Origin of the sequence: Pedobacter frigidisoli, from assembly GCF_004331675.1 — a bacterium.
Classification (GTDB): Bacteria; Bacteroidota; Bacteroidia; order Sphingobacteriales; family Sphingobacteriaceae; genus Pedobacter; species Pedobacter frigidisoli.
In genome coordinates, this window is the sequence record NZ_SJSN01000005.1 from 35,170 (window position 1) to 54,505 (window position 19,336).

13 protein-coding genes are annotated in these 19,336 nt (G+C 36.8%); 5 read left to right on the top strand and 8 right to left on the bottom strand.

Features of this window, described 5'->3' with window-relative positions; all coding sequences use genetic code 11:
• Positions 1 to 10: 10 nt before the first annotated feature.
• From EZ449_RS07305 to EZ449_RS07325, 5 genes are all read right to left on the bottom strand, one after another.
• Positions 11 to 1,954 (bottom strand): glycoside hydrolase family 13 protein, encoded by a 1,944-nt coding sequence (locus EZ449_RS07305; protein WP_225872255.1) that lies wholly within the window; start codon positions 1,952 to 1,954, stop codon positions 11 to 13.
• A 73-nt stretch (positions 1,955 to 2,027) separates the two neighbouring features.
• Positions 2,028 to 3,026, bottom strand: coding sequence for a SusE domain-containing protein (locus EZ449_RS07310; protein ID WP_131557313.1), 999 nt, complete (start codon positions 3,024 to 3,026; stop codon positions 2,028 to 2,030).
• An 18-nt stretch (positions 3,027 to 3,044) separates the two neighbouring features.
• Positions 3,045 to 4,649, bottom strand: coding sequence for a RagB/SusD family nutrient uptake outer membrane protein (locus EZ449_RS07315; protein WP_131557314.1), 1,605 nt, complete (start codon positions 4,647 to 4,649; stop codon positions 3,045 to 3,047).
• 13 nt (positions 4,650 to 4,662) lie between these two features.
• Entirely contained in the window at positions 4,663 to 7,635 is a 2,973-nt protein-coding gene (locus EZ449_RS07320) for a SusC/RagA family TonB-linked outer membrane protein (protein ID WP_131557315.1), read from the bottom strand.
• Positions 7,636 to 8,072: 437 nt separating this feature from the next.
• Complete coding sequence (locus tag EZ449_RS07325) at positions 8,073 to 9,083, bottom strand: LacI family DNA-binding transcriptional regulator (protein ID WP_131557316.1); 1,011 nt, start codon at positions 9,081 to 9,083, stop codon at positions 8,073 to 8,075.
• Between the two features lie 327 nt (positions 9,084 to 9,410).
• Here EZ449_RS07325 and EZ449_RS07330 point away from each other — a divergent pair, with 327 nt between their 5' ends.
• Positions 9,411 to 9,770: a response regulator gene (locus EZ449_RS07330; protein WP_131557317.1), complete on the top strand. Its 360-nt coding sequence runs from the start codon at positions 9,411 to 9,413 to the stop codon at positions 9,768 to 9,770.
• 26 nt (positions 9,771 to 9,796) lie between these two features.
• Here EZ449_RS07330 and EZ449_RS07335 read toward each other — a convergent pair whose 3' ends face one another.
• Positions 9,797 to 10,156, bottom strand: a complete 360-nt coding sequence (locus EZ449_RS07335) for a DUF6717 family protein (protein ID WP_131557318.1) — start codon at positions 10,154 to 10,156, stop codon at positions 9,797 to 9,799.
• A 67-nt stretch (positions 10,157 to 10,223) separates the two neighbouring features.
• Here EZ449_RS07335 and dinB point away from each other — a divergent pair, with 67 nt between their 5' ends.
• Positions 10,224 to 11,324, top strand: a complete 1,101-nt coding sequence (gene dinB / locus EZ449_RS07340; RefSeq protein ID WP_131557319.1) for a DNA polymerase IV — start codon at positions 10,224 to 10,226, stop codon at positions 11,322 to 11,324.
• Positions 11,325 to 11,902: 578 nt separating this feature from the next.
• On the opposite strand, the gene dnaK is transcribed toward dinB, so the two are convergent.
• The gene (gene dnaK / locus EZ449_RS07345; RefSeq protein WP_131557320.1) at positions 11,903 to 13,813 is read right to left on the bottom strand and encodes a molecular chaperone DnaK; all 1,911 of its coding nucleotides are present in this window, start codon (positions 13,811 to 13,813) and stop codon (positions 11,903 to 11,905) included.
• Between the two features lie 851 nt (positions 13,814 to 14,664).
• On the opposite strand from dnaK, the gene EZ449_RS07350 reads away from it, so the two are divergent.
• Positions 14,665 to 15,072, top strand: a complete 408-nt coding sequence (locus EZ449_RS07350; protein ID WP_225872256.1) for a DUF1304 domain-containing protein — start codon at positions 14,665 to 14,667, stop codon at positions 15,070 to 15,072.
• Between the two features lie 8 nt (positions 15,073 to 15,080).
• Positions 15,081 to 15,656: a murein L,D-transpeptidase catalytic domain-containing protein gene (locus EZ449_RS07355; protein WP_131557321.1), complete on the top strand. Its 576-nt coding sequence runs from the start codon at positions 15,081 to 15,083 to the stop codon at positions 15,654 to 15,656.
• Positions 15,657 to 16,102: 446 nt separating this feature from the next.
• On the opposite strand, the gene EZ449_RS07360 is transcribed toward EZ449_RS07355, so the two are convergent.
• The gene (locus EZ449_RS07360; RefSeq protein WP_131557322.1) at positions 16,103 to 17,308 is read right to left on the bottom strand and encodes a class I SAM-dependent methyltransferase; all 1,206 of its coding nucleotides are present in this window, start codon (positions 17,306 to 17,308) and stop codon (positions 16,103 to 16,105) included.
• Positions 17,309 to 17,599: 291 nt separating this feature from the next.
• Here EZ449_RS07360 and EZ449_RS07365 point away from each other — a divergent pair, with 291 nt between their 5' ends.
• Complete coding sequence (locus EZ449_RS07365; protein WP_131557323.1) at positions 17,600 to 19,336, top strand: GMC family oxidoreductase; 1,737 nt, start codon at positions 17,600 to 17,602, stop codon at positions 19,334 to 19,336.

Consider the following 19,336-nt stretch of genomic DNA (forward strand, 5'->3'; position numbering starts at 1 on the left):
CAATGAATGACTAATTTAATTCTAAGACCAATGTTGTTTTGGCTGGCACTTTAATTTCTTTGATTGAAATACTTTCACCAGAGATAACATTTTTTGCAGTGGTAATTCCACTGGTTCTTTCTGCAAAACGATCGGTATTTAAAGTTTTTTCTTTTTCTGTATTGTTAGAAATAACCATAACTGTTCCTTTTTGTTGGGTATTGTATCGGAAATAAACATAAACATCATCTTCAGGTACAAATTGCATCAATTTACCTTTTTGTAAGGCAGCACTATTTTTACGGTAGTTGGCCAAGGTTTTCACAAAATTGAAAGCTTCATTTTCTTTATTTGTTCTGCCATCGACGATGAACTTATCTTTTTTATCTCCATCCCATCCACCAGGAAAATCAGAGCGAACCAAACCATCAGGGTTAGAGAAATTTTTCATCAATATCTCGGTACCATAATACATTTGAGGAATACCACGCATGGTTAACAATAAGGCCAAGCCCATTTTATATTTGTCGAAATCTTCATTTACAACCGAGTAAAAACGACTCATATCATGGTTATCTAAAGCGATACAATTCAAAGTAGGATCTTTATAAAGAAAATCATGCGCAACAACATCATACAAGCGGTTCACACCATCTGTCCAACCATTCTTTCCATTTAAAGCTTCGTAAATTCCCTCCTTGACTGCCATATCTGTAATTCCTGGGAGATGTGTATCAAAACCACGATTTACGGTGTTTCCGCCAGTAAAATAGGCTTGATTGGCTACACCAGAAACAAATGTTTCTCCAAAGATTGATAAATTAGGAAACTCTGCTTTTAATTTAATTGCCCAATTAGCCATATATTCAGGGTCGTTGTAAGGATAGGTATCCAAACGCAGTCCGTCGATTCCTGCATATTCAATCCACCAAATGTGGTTTTGTGTTAGATAATTTTGGACATAAGGATTTTGCTCATCCAAATCAGGCATTGAGGGTACAAACCAACCATCGAGCATTTTTTTACGGTCGGCAGCTGATGCATGTGTATCCATCACGGTTTGGTCGCGATAACTGGTTTGTGTATATTTTGGCCATTGGTGTACCCAGCTCTTCATTGGCAAATCTTTGAAAAACCAATGTCCTGTACCAATATGGTTGTGCACAATATCTTTAATCACCTTCATGCCTTTAGCATGAGCAGTTTCTACGTATTTTTTAAAAAGTTCGTTTGTTCCGTAGCGAGGATCAATTTTATAATGATCGGTTACCGCATAACCATGATAGGAAGCTTTCTCCATGTCATTTTCTATTTCTGGAGTCATCCAAACGGTGGTAATCCCCAAATCTTTTAGATAATCCAAATGATTGATTACCCCTTGAATATCTCCACCGTGGCGATAATACATACTATCGCGGTTGAGTGCTGTTTCAGCTAAACCTTTAACAACATCATTACTTTTGTCGCCATTCGAAAAACGATCGGGCATCAATAAGTAAATAAAATCTTTTTGAGTTACACCTTGAATTCTGCCAGCGCTTTTATCGCGATTCTTTAACTCGTAGCTATAACTAAATACTTTTTTCCCTTTAACAGTAAAATTAATCGGGAACGTTCCCGACCTTACTGTTGAAGAAAGTTCTAGATCCACAAATAAATAATTAGGGTTTTCGACTTTGTTTACCTTAACCAATTTAACGCCAGGATAAGATAATGAGATCCTGCTTGCTGCGATATTATCGCCATGGACAAGCAATTGTAATTTTGGATTATGCATCCCTGCGAACCAGAACATTGGTTCAATTCGCTCGAGTTTTTGTGCAAAAAGATTTGCACTGATTAAAAGTATAATAAGGGCAATAATGATTTTTTTTATTCCGATTGCATCAAAAGACTTAACTGCAAATTTAGTTTGAGCATTCAATTTAAAAGGAGATTCGAAGAATGATGGGATTGAGATAAGGGATTTGATCATGCTAAAACTTGAAATGATTAAAAAAAACCCTGTGAAAGTTTTTCAATTCTCACAGGGCTATTCTAGTTAATGATTATTGTTTAACTGCAGTATACGTTCCGGTTTTGCCATCAGTATTCACTGTTAAAGTTAGCTTGTAGGTACCTGCTGTCGAAATTACTATATTTCCAGATCCCTCACCAATACTAGTGGCCCAATCATGATTTAATCGAAATTTAAGTTCTCCAGCTGTAAGTGGAGTTGTAATAGACCAGCTACCTTTACCGTCGTTAATAAATTTCATATCAGTATCTACCGCCCAGTTACTTCCAGGTACGGCGTTCCCAATTATCGACCAATAATCAGCTTTAGCTATGGTATAAGTTTTCTTATTTAAATCTACTGTTAGCAATTTAAACTCTGCAGACATAGAGCTTATGTCTCCACCTGAAGTACTAATAGTTCCTGCACCTGCATCGCCATAAGCCACATCCCATTTTTTTGCTGGAGTGATTTTAAATGGGCTACCATCAAATTTGATTATACCAGTGTAAATACCATTACTTGTCAACGAAACCAAACTATCAGCGGTTGCTGGATTCCAACCTTGGTAATTCCCAGGAACGTAAATCCAAGCCGATGCCAAATAAGGTGTTGCTGTTAACGTAACAACGTTTGAATACGTCATAGCATTTGCTGCAGCTCCCGATTTTAACCTAACTTCAACTTGAGCTGAGGTACCAATTTTAGCACCTAATGCTAATAACATGGTATTAAAATCGTTAACTGTAGGAGAATATGATGCGCTACTTACTACAAATTCTTTAGCTGTAATAAAATTATTTCCTTTAAGATCAAACTGCAAACTTGTTGCAACTGGAACTACATATCCTGTTGAGGTAGAAAGCGGATATGTGAATGTTAAAGCTGGTTTAGCTCCGTTTGATTGCACCAAACTTAATGCTGTTGCCGAAGCCGTTAAAGTACCTGTTGGACTAACATTTGAAACTATTTGAGTTTCGTCTTTTTTGCAAGACCAAAGCGATAAGGTTATTAAACCAAGCGCCAAGGATTTTAAAAATATTGATTTCATCTTTTTAAAATATTAAGATTAATAGCCTGTATTTTGAACCAAGTTCGGGTTTGCAATTAAATCTGCATTTGGAATTGGATATAAATTACGATAAGCAGGTACGCTGGTTCCAGCTTTTGCACCACCTTTAAAAGGCCACAAATAAGTACCACCAGTAAATTTGCCGTAACGTACTAAATCTGTACGACGGTGACCTTCCCAATATAATTCTCTTCCACGCTCATCTAAATAAAAATCTGTTGTCAAAGCTGCAACCACAACATTTCCACTAGTATTGCCATAAGCACGTTGACGTAAAGCATTTACATACAATAAAGCTTGCGCAGCTGTTCCGCCAGAACCGCCTCTTGCAACCGCTTCGCCATAAATTAAATATTGTTCTGCTAGGCGGAATAATGCAAAATCTAATGAACTGAATGTTCCATTTAGTGATGCAGGAGTTGTTCCAGTTGAAGTAACATTTTTAAACTTAGTAACTTTTAAACCGTCGTTTGGTGCATCAATTGCATCAATTGTAGCTTTTGAACCTGCAAAAATTCCACGCTTATCTAAGGTTCCGCTAGCATCAGGAAACAATGCAGGAAGATTTTGACGAGTACGATTACCAGCCCATCCGCCGTTTGGCACACCATAAGCAGTTGAAACCATACCGGCAGCATCTGTAGCAGTATAAACCATCGCGTTAATTAAGAATGTGGTACCACCGTAATTTGTTCCATTTACACCATCATAATTAATAGTTAAAATGTTTTCGGTATTATTAACATTATTATCAGCCTTGAACAAGTTTGCATAGCTTGGATTTAAGATATAACTAGCTGCGATTACCTTACTTGAGTAAGTAATAGCCTCCGTATATTTTGCAGTACCAGTATAAACCTGTGCGTTTAAATATAATCTTGCTAATAATGCCCAATCTGCACCTTTATCTGCACGTCCATATTCGTTTGTACGAGCATCTGCCAGATCAGGTTCAATAGCTTTCAATTCTGATTCTACGTAAGCAAATAAGGCTGCTCTCTGAATTTGTTTAGGATTAACTTTCCCAATTAAATCGTTTTCAGTTAAGAAAGGTGGATTACCAAAGGCGTCTAACAAAACCCAATATTGATAAGCACGTAAGAAACGAGCCTCAGCACGATAACGTAAAACATTAGTTGCATCAGCACCAGTAATGTTTCTACTTGCCAATTGCTCTGGTGTACTTTGACGTAGATACTCGTTAACCAATGTGATTTGAGATATACTTCTTGAATATAATCCTCTTAAAAATTGGTTATCAGTAGACCAAGTAGAATTATCTAGTTCAGGAATACCAGTATCGCCCCAGTTACAAACTGCCTCATCGGTAGTTAATTCCTGACTTGTCCAAAATAATCTTAAAAAATCTGCAAAGCCAGCATTTAATCCACCTACATCGCTATTATCAGAACCTGATGGACTTGTTAAAGCATAATTTGCATATAACCTTACCAACCCCTGTTTGTAACCAGCAGGTGTAGCATAAACTACACTCTCTGTTGCATCATTTGTTGGAAGTAAATTTAACGCCTCTTTTTTACAAGAGTTTAACGACAGCAATAAAACTGCTGAGGTTAATATTGTTTTAAATGAATTTTTCATTTTTATATCTTAATTAAAAACCAACGTTTAAGCCCAATGTGTATGTTCTTGGTCTAGGGTAAAGATTGTAATCGATACCTGAGGTTAATTCAGGATCTAAACCTTTGTAGTTAGATACGACAAAAACATTTTGACAGTTTGCTGAAATTCGCATGGTGGTATTTCCATTTTTAGATAATTTACCAACATTATATGCTAGGCCAAGGTTATCCATTTTCAAGAATGAAGCATTTCTAATATAATAATCGCTCAAGTATTGATTATTTGTAAAACCAGTAGTCAACAAATTAGTGCTAGCATTATTTAAAACGCCTACCGAAGTAAGAATATTAGATTTGATACCATAGTTTGAAGCAACGTTATCATAAACATAATTACCAATGTTAGCCCTTAGCACTGTGTTAACGGTCCATTTTTTATAGCTGAATGAAGTATTAAATCCGAAAGTAAAATTAGGATCTGGTTGTTTGTAGAAATATTGATCATTAGTGTTAATCACACCATCACCATTTAAATCTGCAAAAATACCTTCCAATGGCTTACCTGCACCATCATATACTTGTTTATAAACGAAAAACGAACCTGGTACCTGGTTTACTGCATTATATTTCAAGGTAACACCTGTTCCACCTGTAATATCTCCAGCGCTAACTTTAGATCCTGGATCTGGATTTAAGGTTAAATTTGTAATTTTTCTTTTGTTGTAAGCAGCATTCACACCAAAATCCCAAGTAATGTTATCTGTTTTGATAGCTACAAAGTTTAAGCTTGCTTCAGCCCCCTTAACTTCCATATTACCAACATTTGTAGTTAATAAATTGGTGAAGTTTGTTCCAACAGGAATGTTGATCGTACTTAGTAAATCCTTAGTTTTTTTGTAGTAAACATCTAAGCTACCATACAATCTTCCATTTAGGAAACCATAATCCAAACCTGCATTATAGGTTGTGGTTGTTTCCCATTTCAAATCAGGGTCGTAACCGGCAGGCGCATAATAGTTGTAAAAAGTATTACCGATTTGGTATTGACCAGTGTTCGTATTGGCATAGTATCTTGATAAATAATTATAGTTACCGATATCCCCTCCATCTTTATTACCAGTTTCACCGTAACTCAATCTTAATTTTAAGTCTGAGATCACTTTACTATCCTTTAGGAAGTTTTCACCAATAATTCTCCAGGTAAAACCAACTGAAGGGAAATAGCCCCAACGGTTATCTTGAGCAAACCTCGAAGAGGCATCAGTACGCATTGTACCAGATAGAATATATTTATCAGCCAAGGTGTAAACAAATCTACCGTAGTAAGAAAGCAATTTGTTACGCTCTACAGAAAAAGTGAAAACTGGTGAAACAAGTGCTACACCTGTACCTGTATAACTGGTAAAATTGTATCCAGTGGTTGAGTTATCATAATAACCATAACCAGCAGTTACATCAAATCTGCTTCGAAGACTTTCTACCGTATGCGCATAGTTTAAGTAAAATTCTGAGAATTTATCGCTTCCCGTTCTAAGCGCATGGGTGGCAGATCCTTGTGTAGATGCGCTTTGAGCAGCGAAAGAAGGCACGTTGATTGAACCATAACCTTTGGATACATCATAACCTAAGTTTAAGTTTGCATGCAGTTCTGGTAAGAAATGGAATGAATAATCAAACTTCACATTACCAACACTTCTAGCTGCATTTCCATTATTATCTTGCAACCTAATCAAACCAACCGGATTACGTGGAGCATTTGGGTTTGGAACCATATCGGCACCAGTACCTTGTGTCCACTCGTAATAGTTGCCATATTTATTAGTTGCATTTACAGGCTGAGTTGGATCAAACTGAATGGCATTGGCAATTGCACCGCCATTTGCAAAATGAGAATCAGTTAATGACCCCTTTAAGTTCAAATCAATTTTTAAATGATCTCCGAATAATCGTGGTGATAAGGTGATTGAACCTGTTCCACGTTTTAATTTATCAGTTATTAATAAACCATCCTGATCTAAATAACCAGCAGAAACACGATAAGGAACACCTTTAAACGAGCCTGCAATACTCAAATTGTTATCTGTGGTAAAAGCTCGTTGGTAAATTTCGTCTTGCCAATCTGTACTTGCTGTACCCAATAATGCTTTTTGACTTGCACTACCGTTAGCGTTTACATAAGCACGAACTTGATCTGCAGAAAGTACATCTACCTTTTTAATTACAGTTGCAATTGAGTTATTGGTGCTGAAGTTAATTACAGGCGCACCAGAACCTCCTTTTTTCGTGGTGATCAAAATTACACCATTCGATGCTCTTGATCCATAAATTGCTGTTGCATTTGCATCTTTCAAAACAGTAAATGTCTCGATATCATTAGGATTGATTAACGAAAGTGGACTTGGCGCATTATCAATAGTGTTACCACTAAAAGGAACTCCATCAATTACGATTAAAGGATCATTACTTGCATTAAGCGAAGCACCACCACGAATACGAATTGTACTTCCAACACCCGGCTGACCGCTATTAGATATTACATTTACACCTGCAATTTTACCTTGAATTAGTTGTTCTGGCGTTGTAATTGCGCCCTTTTGGAAATCTTTAGAAGATACTGTTGTGATAGATCCCGTTAGATTTTTCTTTTCTGCTGTACCGTAACCAATTACAACAACCTCGTTAAGTTTTTGTGCATCTGGCACCAATTGGAAACTTACTGTTGCATTTGCAGAAACTGTAACTGCTTTATCTAGTGTTTGATAACCAATAAAGCTTGCAGAAATGGTTACCGAACCATTAGGTAAACCTGCCAATTTAAAATTACCATTTACATCAGTCGATGTGCTTCTGGTAGTTCCTTTAACTAAAAGGGAAGCACCAGGTAAAGGTTGGCCGGTTTCATCAAGCACTTTACCAGATACTGATCCAGTTTGTGCTTTTACGATCAATGCTGAAAAAACTAACAGCATTAAAAGCCCCTGTTTTAACAGGTAAAATACTTTCATATTAATAGCTCGTTTAAGTATAAAAATTTGGTTAAATATTATAGTGATTTACACATAGGCCTAATTTACAGCACTTAATGATATTTCAAAATATATTTGAAAAATATATTTCACAACCATTTCTCAAGCCGAAATCAATTGATATTTTTTGCATTTTTTAACAATATTAATTTCACATTAAATAAATGTTATTGTTTTAAATAGCTATATTTCAATGAATTATATCTCTTAAAATAGATTTTAATGTGTATTTTTTACACTAAGCCATTTTTACGCTTCTTTTCGGGAACGTTCCCGAAAAAAACAACACAAATTCCGATTGATTTTCGGGAACGTTCCCGAAAATCAATCGGAATTCTGCTTATTTTACACTAAGTGATGAAAATTTTTGAAAAAATTGAAGCAAAAAAGACGCCTAGTTTACAGGTGTTTTTTAGCTAATTTGAGGTAGAGTTTCTCTTAATAATTTTGGACTGTAAAACGATCTCATTTGCCATGTTTTTATCTACATCACCATCCAAAATCGTAAACAATAATTTAGCGGCTTGTTCGCCAATTTCTGTTGCTGGTTGAGTAATAGTGGTTAGAGATGGGTTGAGCAATGGCGCAATTTCCAAACTCGAGAAGCTAATGATCTTCAAGTCTTTAGGAATATTGATATTCAAATCATAACAGGCATAATAGGTTGCAAAAGCCAAACGTTCTACGGAAGTGAAAACGCCATCAGGCTTAAGCTCGGTTAAGGCTTGTTTAACAATAATGCTGTTTTCCTCATAACTGTTGCTACAATCTACAATCAAGTTTTCTTCGAATGCAATATGGTGTTTCTGCAATGCATCGATATAACCTTGCATACGGGTTTTACCGATAGATAAGCTTTTGTTGATTACCATATAGGCAATCCGCTTGCAACCTTGTTCAATTAAATGCTCTGTGGCAGAAAAACTACTGTTATAATCGTTCGTAATTACCCTAGGTGTTTCAATATCCTCATAAATACGATCGAAAAAAACCAATGGCAAGCGTTTAGCACCGAATTTATTGAGGTAGTTATGGTCGTTCGCCTCGCCAGAAACCGACATTACTATGCCATCGGCCCTACCGTTGTGTAAATGGCGAATAAAATTTACTTCTTTTTTGTAGTCATCATCAGTTACGTAAATTAAGATATGATAACCATTTTCTCTCGCTACCCTTTCAATACCATGGATAGCCTGCGAAAAATAATTATTTGCAAGCTCAGGTACTATCACAGCAATGGTTTTACTTTTCTGCTCTCTTAAATTACTGGCGTAATGATTAGGCTGATAGTTTAACTCTCTTGCTTTGGTTAAAATAAGCGCTTTAGTAGCCCCATTTATGTCACTGTTGTCTCTAAAAGCACGAGAAATTGTAGAAGTAGATAGATTTAAAGCTTCTGCTAACTTCTTTATATTAATACTATCCATTTTCGGCCAATAAACCCACTTAATTTGATTTTGATGCCGTAAATATAACTTATAAAATCCCTAAATAGATTATGGCTACTCATAAATTGTTATTTTTTACCTCCGAAGATTCATTCTATCTAAATAGGGGTATTTTATGTTAGCCCTCTAATGAATTTATTAGAAACAGACATGATATCTCGGCTAATGCAACCACATAACTGAAAGCTTAAAATAAATTATAAAAATTTTAAAACAAAATGAACATTAAAAGCATTAGTAGTTATGCACTATTATCATCTTTGTGTTCAACTGCATAATTAAATCAAATGGATCTAATGTTTACTAATGGGAAATAAGAAAATACTCATCGCGGATGATGATGAGGGTATTGTAGATGCTGTAACGATGATATTAGAAGTTATGGGCTATGATGTTGAGTACACTTATGACGGTGGAGCTGTAATTGATGCCGTTAAAAATAAACCAGACCTTATTTTGCTTGACATTTGGATGAGTGGCCATGATGGAAGAGATATTTGCAGACAGTTAAAAAACGACCCTAATTATAAGCAAATTCCTATTTTGATGATATCTGCCAGTAGAGATATTAGGCAATCTGCCATGGATGCTGGTGCAAACGATTTTATGGAAAAGCCTTTTGAAATGGATTCACTTTTAAATAAAGTTGATTTTTTGTTGAACTAACCATTGATATTTTAATTATTCACCATTTATAGATTATATAAGTCCTTAAAGTATATTCTTTGTGGTAATTGTTTAAAAACGTACTCAGTTACTCCACAAAGCCAAACCCTATGATTTTTAATTTCTCCCCTAAAGCTCTCTAGCATATAATCGCCACCTCCACCTAAATTCTCTTCTCTAGTGTAAACCAATTCAAGAATTTCGGACGATTCAAAATGTTTGTCGGCCATTAACAATTTGCATTCATCTCCAGAGGCTGCAACCCAATTTAATAATTCATCCGCACCTTCAACCATTTGCAAATCGGCAATATCTCCACCCCATTCTGGTATATCGGCATACCAATCTTGCTTTGCATTTTTATAAAATCTAATGGCTCTTTCCATATCTTTTGTAAAGAAAAAAAATCTAAGTCAATAATCAAGATAAAAATCCCGAAATTTAGATCATTACATGTCTAATCAAGCTTTACCTATTTTAAGGAAGATTATCCACATTGATATGGATGCATTTTATGCTTCGGTAGAACAGCGTGATTTCCCTGAATATCGTGGCAAACCCTTGATTGTTGGTGGCAAACCCGATAGTCGTGGTGTTGTTGCTACAGCGAGTTACGAAGCCCGCCAATATGGAATTAGATCTGCCATGTCTTGCAGTAAGGCTTACCAACTTTGCCCCACTGCTATTTTTGTATATCCCAGGTTCGATGCATATTCAGCAGTATCCAAAGCAATCAGGGAAATTTTCCATCGTTATACTGATCTTATTGAGCCCCTTTCTTTAGACGAGGCCTATCTAGATGTTACCGAAGATAAATTGGGTATTGGATCGGCGATTGATATTGCACAATCCATAAAGGATGCCATCAAAAATGAACTAAACCTTACCGCATCTGCAGGAGTTTCCATTAACAAATTTGTAGCGAAAGTAGCATCCGATATGAATAAGCCAGATGGCTTAACTTTCATAGGTCCATCGAAAATTAAATCTTTTATGGAAAAATTGCCCGTCGAAAAGTTTTTTGGCGTTGGTAAGGTCACTGCAGCGAAAATGAAAGCGATGCAGATTAATATTGGAGCAGATTTAAAAAAGTTAACCGAAGCTCAGCTCATTTCCCAGTTCGGTAAATCGGGCATATTTTATTACAAAATTGTTCGCGGAATAGATGATCGTGCCGTACAATCGCACCGCGAAACAAAGTCTGTTGGTGCCGAGGATACGCTTTTCGAGGATACAAATGAAGATTCGGTGATGCATGATCTGCTAAAGCAAATTAGCGAAACTGTAGCAAAACGATTGGAAAAACATCAACTAAGCGGCAAAACAATCACCTTAAAAATTAAGTTTGAAGATTTTAGGTTAATTACCCGCAGCCGATCTTTCCCAATACAAATAAATAAGGCGGATGTAATTTACGATGAAGCAATAAAACTTTTGGAGGAAGCAGACATTGGCTTTTCGAAAGTAAGGTTATTGGGTATAACGCTTTCACGTTTTTACGATGACGTACCCATTGATAAACCAGAAACTAATCAATTGGAGTTTGAGTTTTGAGCAAGCTTGAGCTCTTAAACCCGACAGAAGCGAAATACTTTTTATTTGCAGCAACTTGAATATACTGTCATGCTGAGGCACGAAGCATCTGCTACCGATGAAACAGATGCTTCGTGCCTCACCATGACAGAAGTTTAAAAAGATCATAGCGAATGGCGGGACTGCAGTTTCCGAAAAGAACCGAACCGTTCATTTCCAAATATTTTTAACCATATAAGACATTTAAGAAAATATAAGCTTACATGTTCTTAGGTGGTAAATTCTTTATAACAAAAAAAGCGTCATAATTTTACTCGGAACACTTTTTATATTCTCACTAGACTCAGGACTAAAGACTCAAAACTTATATCTTATCGTCCTCATTCCTCAAAATCAACATTACCACAACATTCATTTCCAAATCCCTTTTAACCATATAAGACATTTAAGAAACATATAAGCAGCATGGTAATGAGATTACTTCCTCAGGTGAAAAAGACTCCTAGAAATGACGAAACACAAAAAAGCGCTCCTGAAATTAATCAGAAACGCTTTTTATATGCTCCCAAGATTCTCGACTCAGGATTAAGACTCAAAACTTATTTCTTATCGTCTTCTTTTACTTCTTCAAAATCAACATCAGTAACGTTATCGCCACCTTGAGGCTGACCATCAGCTTGTGGTTGTTCACCACCACCTTGAGGTTGCTCACCAGCTTTGTACATTTCTTCTGATGCAACGTTCCAAGCAGCTTGCAATTCAGCTTGTGCTGCATCGATATCTGCGAAGTTACGTGATAAATGCGCTGCTTTCAATTTCTCTAAACCAGCTTCGATTGGCGCTTTTTTATCAGCAGATAATTTATCACCAAACTCTTTTAATTGTTTCTCAGTAGAGAAGATTAAAGCATCAGCACCATTGATTTTGTCAGCTTCTTCCTTAACTTTTGCATCATCTGCAGCGTTAGCTTCCGCTTCTTCTTTCATTTTCTTAATCTCAGCATCAGTTAAACCTGAAGATGCCTCGATACGGATTTTTTGCTCTTTACCAGTAGCTTTATCTTTTGCACTTACGTGTAAAATACCGTTAGCATCAATATCAAAAGCAACTTCTACCTGAGGTACACCACGAGGCGATGGTGGAATACCATCTAAAATGAAACGACCAATTGTACGGTTTTGACCAGCCATTGGACGCTCGCCTTGTAAAATGTGAATTTCTACCGATGGCTGATTATCAGCTGCAGTTGAGAAAGTTTCCGATTTTTTAGTAGGGATTGTTGTGTTAGACTCGATTAATTTGGTCATTACACCACCCATAGTTTCGATACCTAATGATAAAGGCGTAACGTCTAACAACAATACATCTTTAACATCACCAGATAAAACACCACCTTGAATTGCTGCACCAATTGCTACAACCTCATCAGGGTTAACACCTTTACTTGGCTCTTTACCGAAGAAAGCTTTAACTGCTTCCTGAATTGCAGGAATACGAGTTGAACCACCTACTAAGATAATTTCGTCGATATCGCTTGTGCTTAAACCTGCATTTTTCAATGCCGATTTACATGGGTCGATAGTACGTTTAATTAAATCACCAGCTAATTGCTCAAATTTAGCACGAGATAATGTACGTACTAAGTGCTTTGGTCCGCTAGCGTCAGCAGTAATATATGGTAAGTTAATTTCAGTGGAAGTAGTGCTTGATAATTCAATTTTAGCTTTCTCAGCAGCTTCTTTTAAACGTTGTAACGCCATTGGATCTTTTGCAAGGTCCATGCTGTTTTCTGATTTAAATTCTTCAGTTAACCAATCAATAATAATGTGGTCAAAGTCATCACCACCTAAGTGTGTATCACCATCAGTAGATTTTACCTCGAAAACGCCATCACCCAATTCTAAAACAGAAACGTCATGCGTACCACCACCACAGTCAAACACAACAATTTTCATGTCTTTGTGTGCTTTATCCAAACCATAAGCTAAAGCAGCAGCAGTTGGCTCATTGATGATACGTTTTACAGATAAACCTGCGATTTCGCCAGCTTCTTTCGTAGCCTGACGTTGTGCATCGTTAAAGTAAGCTGGTACAGTAATAACTGCTTCAGTAACTTCGTATCCTAAGAAATCTTCAGCAGTTTTTTTCATTTTCTGCAAAATCATTGCAGAAATCTCTTGTGGAGTATATTTTCTGTCGTCGATTTCAACACGTGGTGTGTTGTTATCACCTTTAACAACTTTATAAGGTACACGTCCAGCTTCTTTCGCACTTTCGTCGTAGCTGTTACCCATAAAGCGTTTAATCGAATATATCGTTTTAGTTGGGTTGGTTATAGCCTGACGTTTAGCAGGCTCGCCAACTTTACGCTCACCGTTTTCTGCAAAAGCAACAATAGACGGTGTAGTACGTTTACCCTCACTGTTTGCGATAACTACAGGCTCATTGCCCTCCATTACGCTCACGCAAGAGTTTGTTGTTCCTAAGTCTATTCCAATAATTTTTCCCATTGTATTTTTAATTTCTCTTTTTAAAGTATTATAATTTCTACAGCTATTAAACAATGCTTGTGCCAATTGGTTTTTGGCAGATAATATGGGTAAAAGACTGATAAAATGTAAAAAACAGAGCTGAATGGTACTGACAGCATGACAGAAAGAGGTGGAAGATGTAGGATGGAAAATGGATGATGAACCTAAAAGGTTATAAAATTTATTTGGAAATGAATGTTAGTAGTTCTTAGGCTGCACCTGCCCCGCTGTGCGCTTTACTTCGTTACACTCCGTGCTCGCTGCCATCGGGTTTATGAACGAAGTTAGGGAGCTTTTAGGGTAAAAACCACCCCCGCCCCCTCCTTGAAAATAAGGAGGGGAGTTGGATGTGCAGATATAAAGATTTCTACTAAAACGTTTGGTTAAAGGCACAGAATGTAGTTTAATAAATATTATTGCCAAACCACAAACTTTCAAAGTAGCGAGGACTGGCATCAGCCTGAGTGGAGGAAAAATCGTTGAAATCGTTATCCAATCCTTTAAAAAAAACCACAGACCAAAAGAATTTGTAGTCTGCGAAGTGGATTTAGAGCAAAGGCAAAGCCCTCAACCGTCAAAGTTTATTCAACTTTGATAGCTCTATTTCAAATAAAAAATAATAAATGCCCAATAGAAATTATTTTCAAAAACGATTTGACGCTTTTTTACCCAATCAGGCGCAAGCCTTGATTATTCATTAGTGTCTATTTGTTTTTAACGGTATTCATGAGCTCGCAGAAAAGCTCGGTTTTTGCTCCATTTTATCAAGGAAAAGAAAAAAGCCCGTCTGGCCAAGACAAAACAAAACTCATTGATTCAAACTAACTACAATGAAGAAAATTTTATTGTATCTTCAATTACCAAATCAAATTAATATGCAATTAGCAGCAGAAATCATTATCGGCATAGTCGCGGCCATTCACATTTACATTCTTTGGTTAGAAATGTTCGCTTGGACAACCAGGGCACCAAAAGTTTTCAAAACCATCCCAAAAGATTTATTCGTACCAACCAAAACGCTCGCAGCAAACCAAGGACTGTATAATGGCTTTTTAGCCGCGGGTTTAATCTGGTCGCTTTGCATTACCGACCACCATTGGAGATTTTATGTAGCCGTGTTCTTTTTAACCTGTGTAATTATAGCTGGCATTTATGGCGCAGCCACAGCTAGTAAAAAGATACTTTATGTGCAATCCATCCCAGCTTTGGTGGCTTTGATTTTATTACATGTGAGATAAATTAAAGCATGAGAAATTTCACAATCCTCATTATCCTCTTTACCCTCTTCAGCTTTAAACCAGCCTCAAATAATAAAATAAGTGAATCAAAAATCAACGATGCTTTAGCATTTTGCAAGAAAAACAAAATGGATACAGAAATTTGTATTATGGTAGATATGAGTATCCATTCTGGCAAAAATAGAATCTTCGTTTACGATTTCAAGAAAAAACAAATCGCTATCGAGGGACTTTGCGCTCACGGTGTAGGCGGCGGAAGTACAGCTACTAAACCAGTATTCAGCAATGCTATTGGTAGTAACTGCACTTCTTTAGGAAAGTATAAAGTTGAAGGTCGTTCTTACAGCAACTGGGGAATTAACATCCACTATAAAATGCATGGTTTGGAAAAAACAAACAGTAATGCTTTTAAGCGGATTGTAGTTTTGCATTCATACACGCCAGTGCCAAATCACGAAATTTATCCTCAAACCCTTTTCGGACAAAGTGCTGGCTGCCCTGTTTTAGCTGACGGAACTATGAGAAAGATTGATACCCTTTTAAAAAACAAGAAAAAACCAGTGTTGCTTTGGATTTATGTTTAAATAACTGCAATGACACCTAATTATCCCTAATCTTTCTGTTAAAATAAGGTGGGGCTAACCCTAATATCCTTGAAGAATACATTGGGTTAAAAGTACATAGGAAATTATTAGAAGTATTTTAAAGCCAATGCATTGACATTCAAAGTAACGAGGACTGGCCTCAGAAGATTTAGAAGCAAATACCAATAAATCTTTGTTGCAAATACATTCATAAACCTAATGAAGCAAGAAATCCTACGAGTGTTATACAAATTTTCAAAGCTTGCAAACTTTCACACGGCTTAGGATTACGCCTAAAGATTAATTAGGGATTTACGATAAAGCTTCGCAAGCCTTGATTTTTGTTTCTTTTTATCAAGAAAAAGAAAGAAGCCCGTCTGGCTAAGACAAAAGATAAATCTCCTTTACGTAGATGCTGACATGAATTCAGCATGACAAGTGAGTTATTACAATTCCAGCAACCGTTCCAAATGATGATAACCAATTCCGAAATACGCTTTACTGGCTTTAATCTTTTCTAAAATCACTTTCTGCTCCTCACTCATCGGACTTCCGACTAAAGACTTCTGACTTTTTTTAACTCCTACAACAAGTACATTTTTCGGCGTATGCGCATCAGAAATAAATTCAAATACTTTTGTTTTATAACCGAAATATTCCAAAATCAAAGCACGAATTCCATCGGTAACCATTTCCGCTTGACGCTCTAAAAATATACCGTATTTAGTCAAAAACGAAACATCGTTCTTCACTTTATTTTGCTCAATTTCCCTGCGGATTTGTTTATGGCAACAAGGTGCAACCACAATTAATTCGGCATTAGCTTCAATGCCTTTAAAAATCGCATCATCGGTTGCGGTATCGCAAGCATGAAGTGCGATTAACAAATTCACATCATCAGCATTATAATCTTCAATTGTTCCCTGAACAAAATTCAGTTTATCGAAAGCAGATTTATCAGCCACTGCATTACATAAATCAACCATATCCGGGCGGTACTCAACACCAATAACCTCAGAATCCAACTTTAAAACTGAATGCAGGTAATCGTATAAAGCAAAAGTTAAATAACCTTTACCCGAACCCATATCAGCAACTTTTTTAATCGTTTCCTCCGGCAATTCCTTAATTAAAGAGCTTAAAATTTCGATGTAATGGTTAATCTGACGAAACTTATCCTGTGCATTTTTGAAAACTTTTCCATCAGCATCGGTAATCTTTAATTCCGTTAAATACGACTTTGAGTCAGCTTTAATCAGTCTCGATTTTTCCTTATCATGACTTGCCGCTGGAACTACATTCGTTGATGCCTTTGTTTCCCTGAAAACAACTTTACCATTGTTCAACTCCTCAAAAATTAAATCCCTTTCAGTAGTAAATAGTGTTCCAATTTTAAAACCAGTATTTAAGTATTCAGAAATTAAGTTAACGCCCTCACTTAAATCAAAATTCTTCACCACATCTCGGGTTTTATAGCGAAAGGTAAAAGCCAATTTATCTTCTCGTTTAATCACCACTTTTCGAACAAGTATTTGCTTTAAGGCTTCTTCCGCTCCTTTGTAATTCCCTAAAGAAATTTTAACGAAGTTTTGTGATGCTAAACTTGCTTCTAAAGCAGAAATAAATTGTTCGATTTGTACTGAAAATACCATAGACTAATTTTAAAACACAAAGATAAACCAATTTATTTGGTCACAATCTCAAACAATCATAATGTAACAATTGCACGACTTTTTTAAGCTAAACAATTCAACTTCTTCCAATTGATTGATAAAATCATCCTTAAAATATTTACCAGCAACATTTTACTAATACGATTTAGAAAACATTTCAAGAAAGAATATTTGTAATCATTCCAAAGTAGATAATGATTATTGAATATGCTTCCAATTCAGAAAATTTAGCTTTAAATTAGAATTTGATTTATTTTCTAAACCATATTCATGAGTGACTTTCAGATAAAAAAATCGCCAACTGTTTACGATGCCATTGTTGTTGGTTCGGGTGCAGGTGGTGGAATGGCTGCGTATGTACTTGCAAATGCAGGCCAAAAAGTTCTAATGCTCGAAGCTGGTCAATATTTCGACCCACGATTAGATTCTCATCAATTAAAATGGCCTTGGGAATCTCCTCGCCGTGGTGCAGGAACAGTTCGTCCGTTTGGAGATTTTGATGCCTCTTATGGCGGATGGGAATTAGAGGGCGAACCTTATACTCAAAAAAATAAAACAGAATTCGAATGGTTTAGGTCGCGAATGCTTGGTGGAAGAACCAATCACTGGGGTAGAATTTCATTAAGAATGGGTCCGCAGGATTTTAAACCAACGGATGGATTAACTGACGATTGGCCAATTACTTACAATGATGTAAAACCTTTCTACGATAAAGTTGACCGCATGATTGGTATTTACGGAACTGCTGAGGGTTTGGAAAACGAACCTGATGGCATCTTCATGAAGCCACCAAAACCCCGCCTGAATGAACTTTTCATCAAAAAAGGTGCTGAAAAGGCTGGCGTAAAAGTAATTACAGGCCGCGGAGCGGTAATGACAGAATCGATAAAAGGAAATAACGACCGTGCACCTTGTTTCTATTGCGGTCAGTGTGGCAGGAGTTGCAAAGTTTACGGCGATTTTTCGGCTTCATCTTGCTTGGTTATTCCTGCAGTAAAAACAGGAAATCTAACCGTAATTACCGATGCGATGGTTCGTGAGGTAATCACTGATAAAGACGGGACGGCCACGGGTGTCTCTTATGTAAACCGAAAAGATTTACAAGAATATCAGGTGAATGGTAAACTGGTAATTTTAGGCGCCAGTGCCTGCGAGTCTGCCCGTATTTTATTAAACTCAAAGTCTTCAGCACATCCTGGTGGTTTAGCAAATAGCAGCGGCGTAGTTGGAAAATATCTGCATGATTCTACAGGTGCTGGTGTGTATGGTTTTCTTCCTCAACTAATGGATAGAAAACGTTATAATGAAGACGGGCTAGGAAGTGTTCACATTTATTCTCCATGGTGGCTGGATAACAAAAAATTGAATTTCCCTCGTGGTTATCATATCGAATATGGCGGTGGAATGGGTATGCCATCATACGGTTTTGGCGGAGGCGTTCCATCAATTAACGGAATGGTTCCTGATAGAAACGGCAAGAAAAAGGAAGCTGGTGGCTACGGTAAATCGTTAAAAGACGATTATCGCCGCTTTTACGGTACAAGTGTTGGGATGGCTGGTCGCGGAACGGCAATTGCCCGTGAAGATAACTATTGCGAAATCGACCCGAATATGGTTGATAAATACGGTATCCCTGTATTGAGATTTAACTATAAATGGGCTAAGGAAGAAATTCTTCAGGCGAAACACATGCAGGAAACATTTCTATCCATTATGAAAGAAATGGGCGCTGTTGTAACTTCTGAAATTCATGGTGCAGATACAAACTACGGCCTATTAAATCCAGGGAAGATTATTCACGAAGTTGGTACCATCCGTATGGGCGATGACCCTAAAAAGTCGGCTTTGAATAAGTATTGTCAGGCGCACGATTGCAAAAATTTATTTGTTGTTGATGCTGGTCCTTTCGTACAGCAAGGCGATAAAAATGCAACCTGGACAATCCTGGCCCTATCAATGAGAACTGCAGAATATATTTTGGCACAAAAGAAAAAACAAAACATTTAA

Excerpts from the sequence above, each read along its gene's own strand:
- EZ449_RS07305 (WP_225872255.1), bottom strand. The coding sequence starts at position 1,954 with ATGATCAAATCCCTTATCTCAATCCCATCATTCTTCGAATCTCCTTTT.
- EZ449_RS07310 (WP_131557313.1), bottom strand. The coding sequence starts at position 3,026 with ATGAAATCAATATTTTTAAAATCCTTGGCGCTTGGTTTAATAACCTTA.
- EZ449_RS07315 (WP_131557314.1), bottom strand. The coding sequence starts at position 4,649 with ATGAAAAATTCATTTAAAACAATATTAACCTCAGCAGTTTTATTGCTG.
- EZ449_RS07320 (WP_131557315.1), bottom strand. The coding sequence starts at position 7,635 with ATGAAAGTATTTTACCTGTTAAAACAGGGGCTTTTAATGCTGTTAGTT.
- EZ449_RS07325 (WP_131557316.1), bottom strand. The coding sequence starts at position 9,083 with ATGGATAGTATTAATATAAAGAAGTTAGCAGAAGCTTTAAATCTATCT.
- EZ449_RS07330 (WP_131557317.1), top strand. The coding sequence starts at position 9,411 with ATGGGAAATAAGAAAATACTCATCGCGGATGATGATGAGGGTATTGTA.
- EZ449_RS07335 (WP_131557318.1), bottom strand. The coding sequence starts at position 10,156 with ATGGAAAGAGCCATTAGATTTTATAAAAATGCAAAGCAAGATTGGTAT.
- dinB (WP_131557319.1), top strand. The coding sequence starts at position 10,224 with ATGTCTAATCAAGCTTTACCTATTTTAAGGAAGATTATCCACATTGAT.
- dnaK (WP_131557320.1), bottom strand. The coding sequence starts at position 13,813 with ATGGGAAAAATTATTGGAATAGACTTAGGAACAACAAACTCTTGCGTG.
- EZ449_RS07350 (WP_225872256.1), top strand. The coding sequence starts at position 14,665 with ATGAAGAAAATTTTATTGTATCTTCAATTACCAAATCAAATTAATATG.
- EZ449_RS07355 (WP_131557321.1), top strand. The coding sequence starts at position 15,081 with ATGAGAAATTTCACAATCCTCATTATCCTCTTTACCCTCTTCAGCTTT.
- EZ449_RS07360 (WP_131557322.1), bottom strand. The coding sequence starts at position 17,308 with ATGGTATTTTCAGTACAAATCGAACAATTTATTTCTGCTTTAGAAGCA.
- EZ449_RS07365 (WP_131557323.1), top strand. The coding sequence starts at position 17,600 with ATGAGTGACTTTCAGATAAAAAAATCGCCAACTGTTTACGATGCCATT.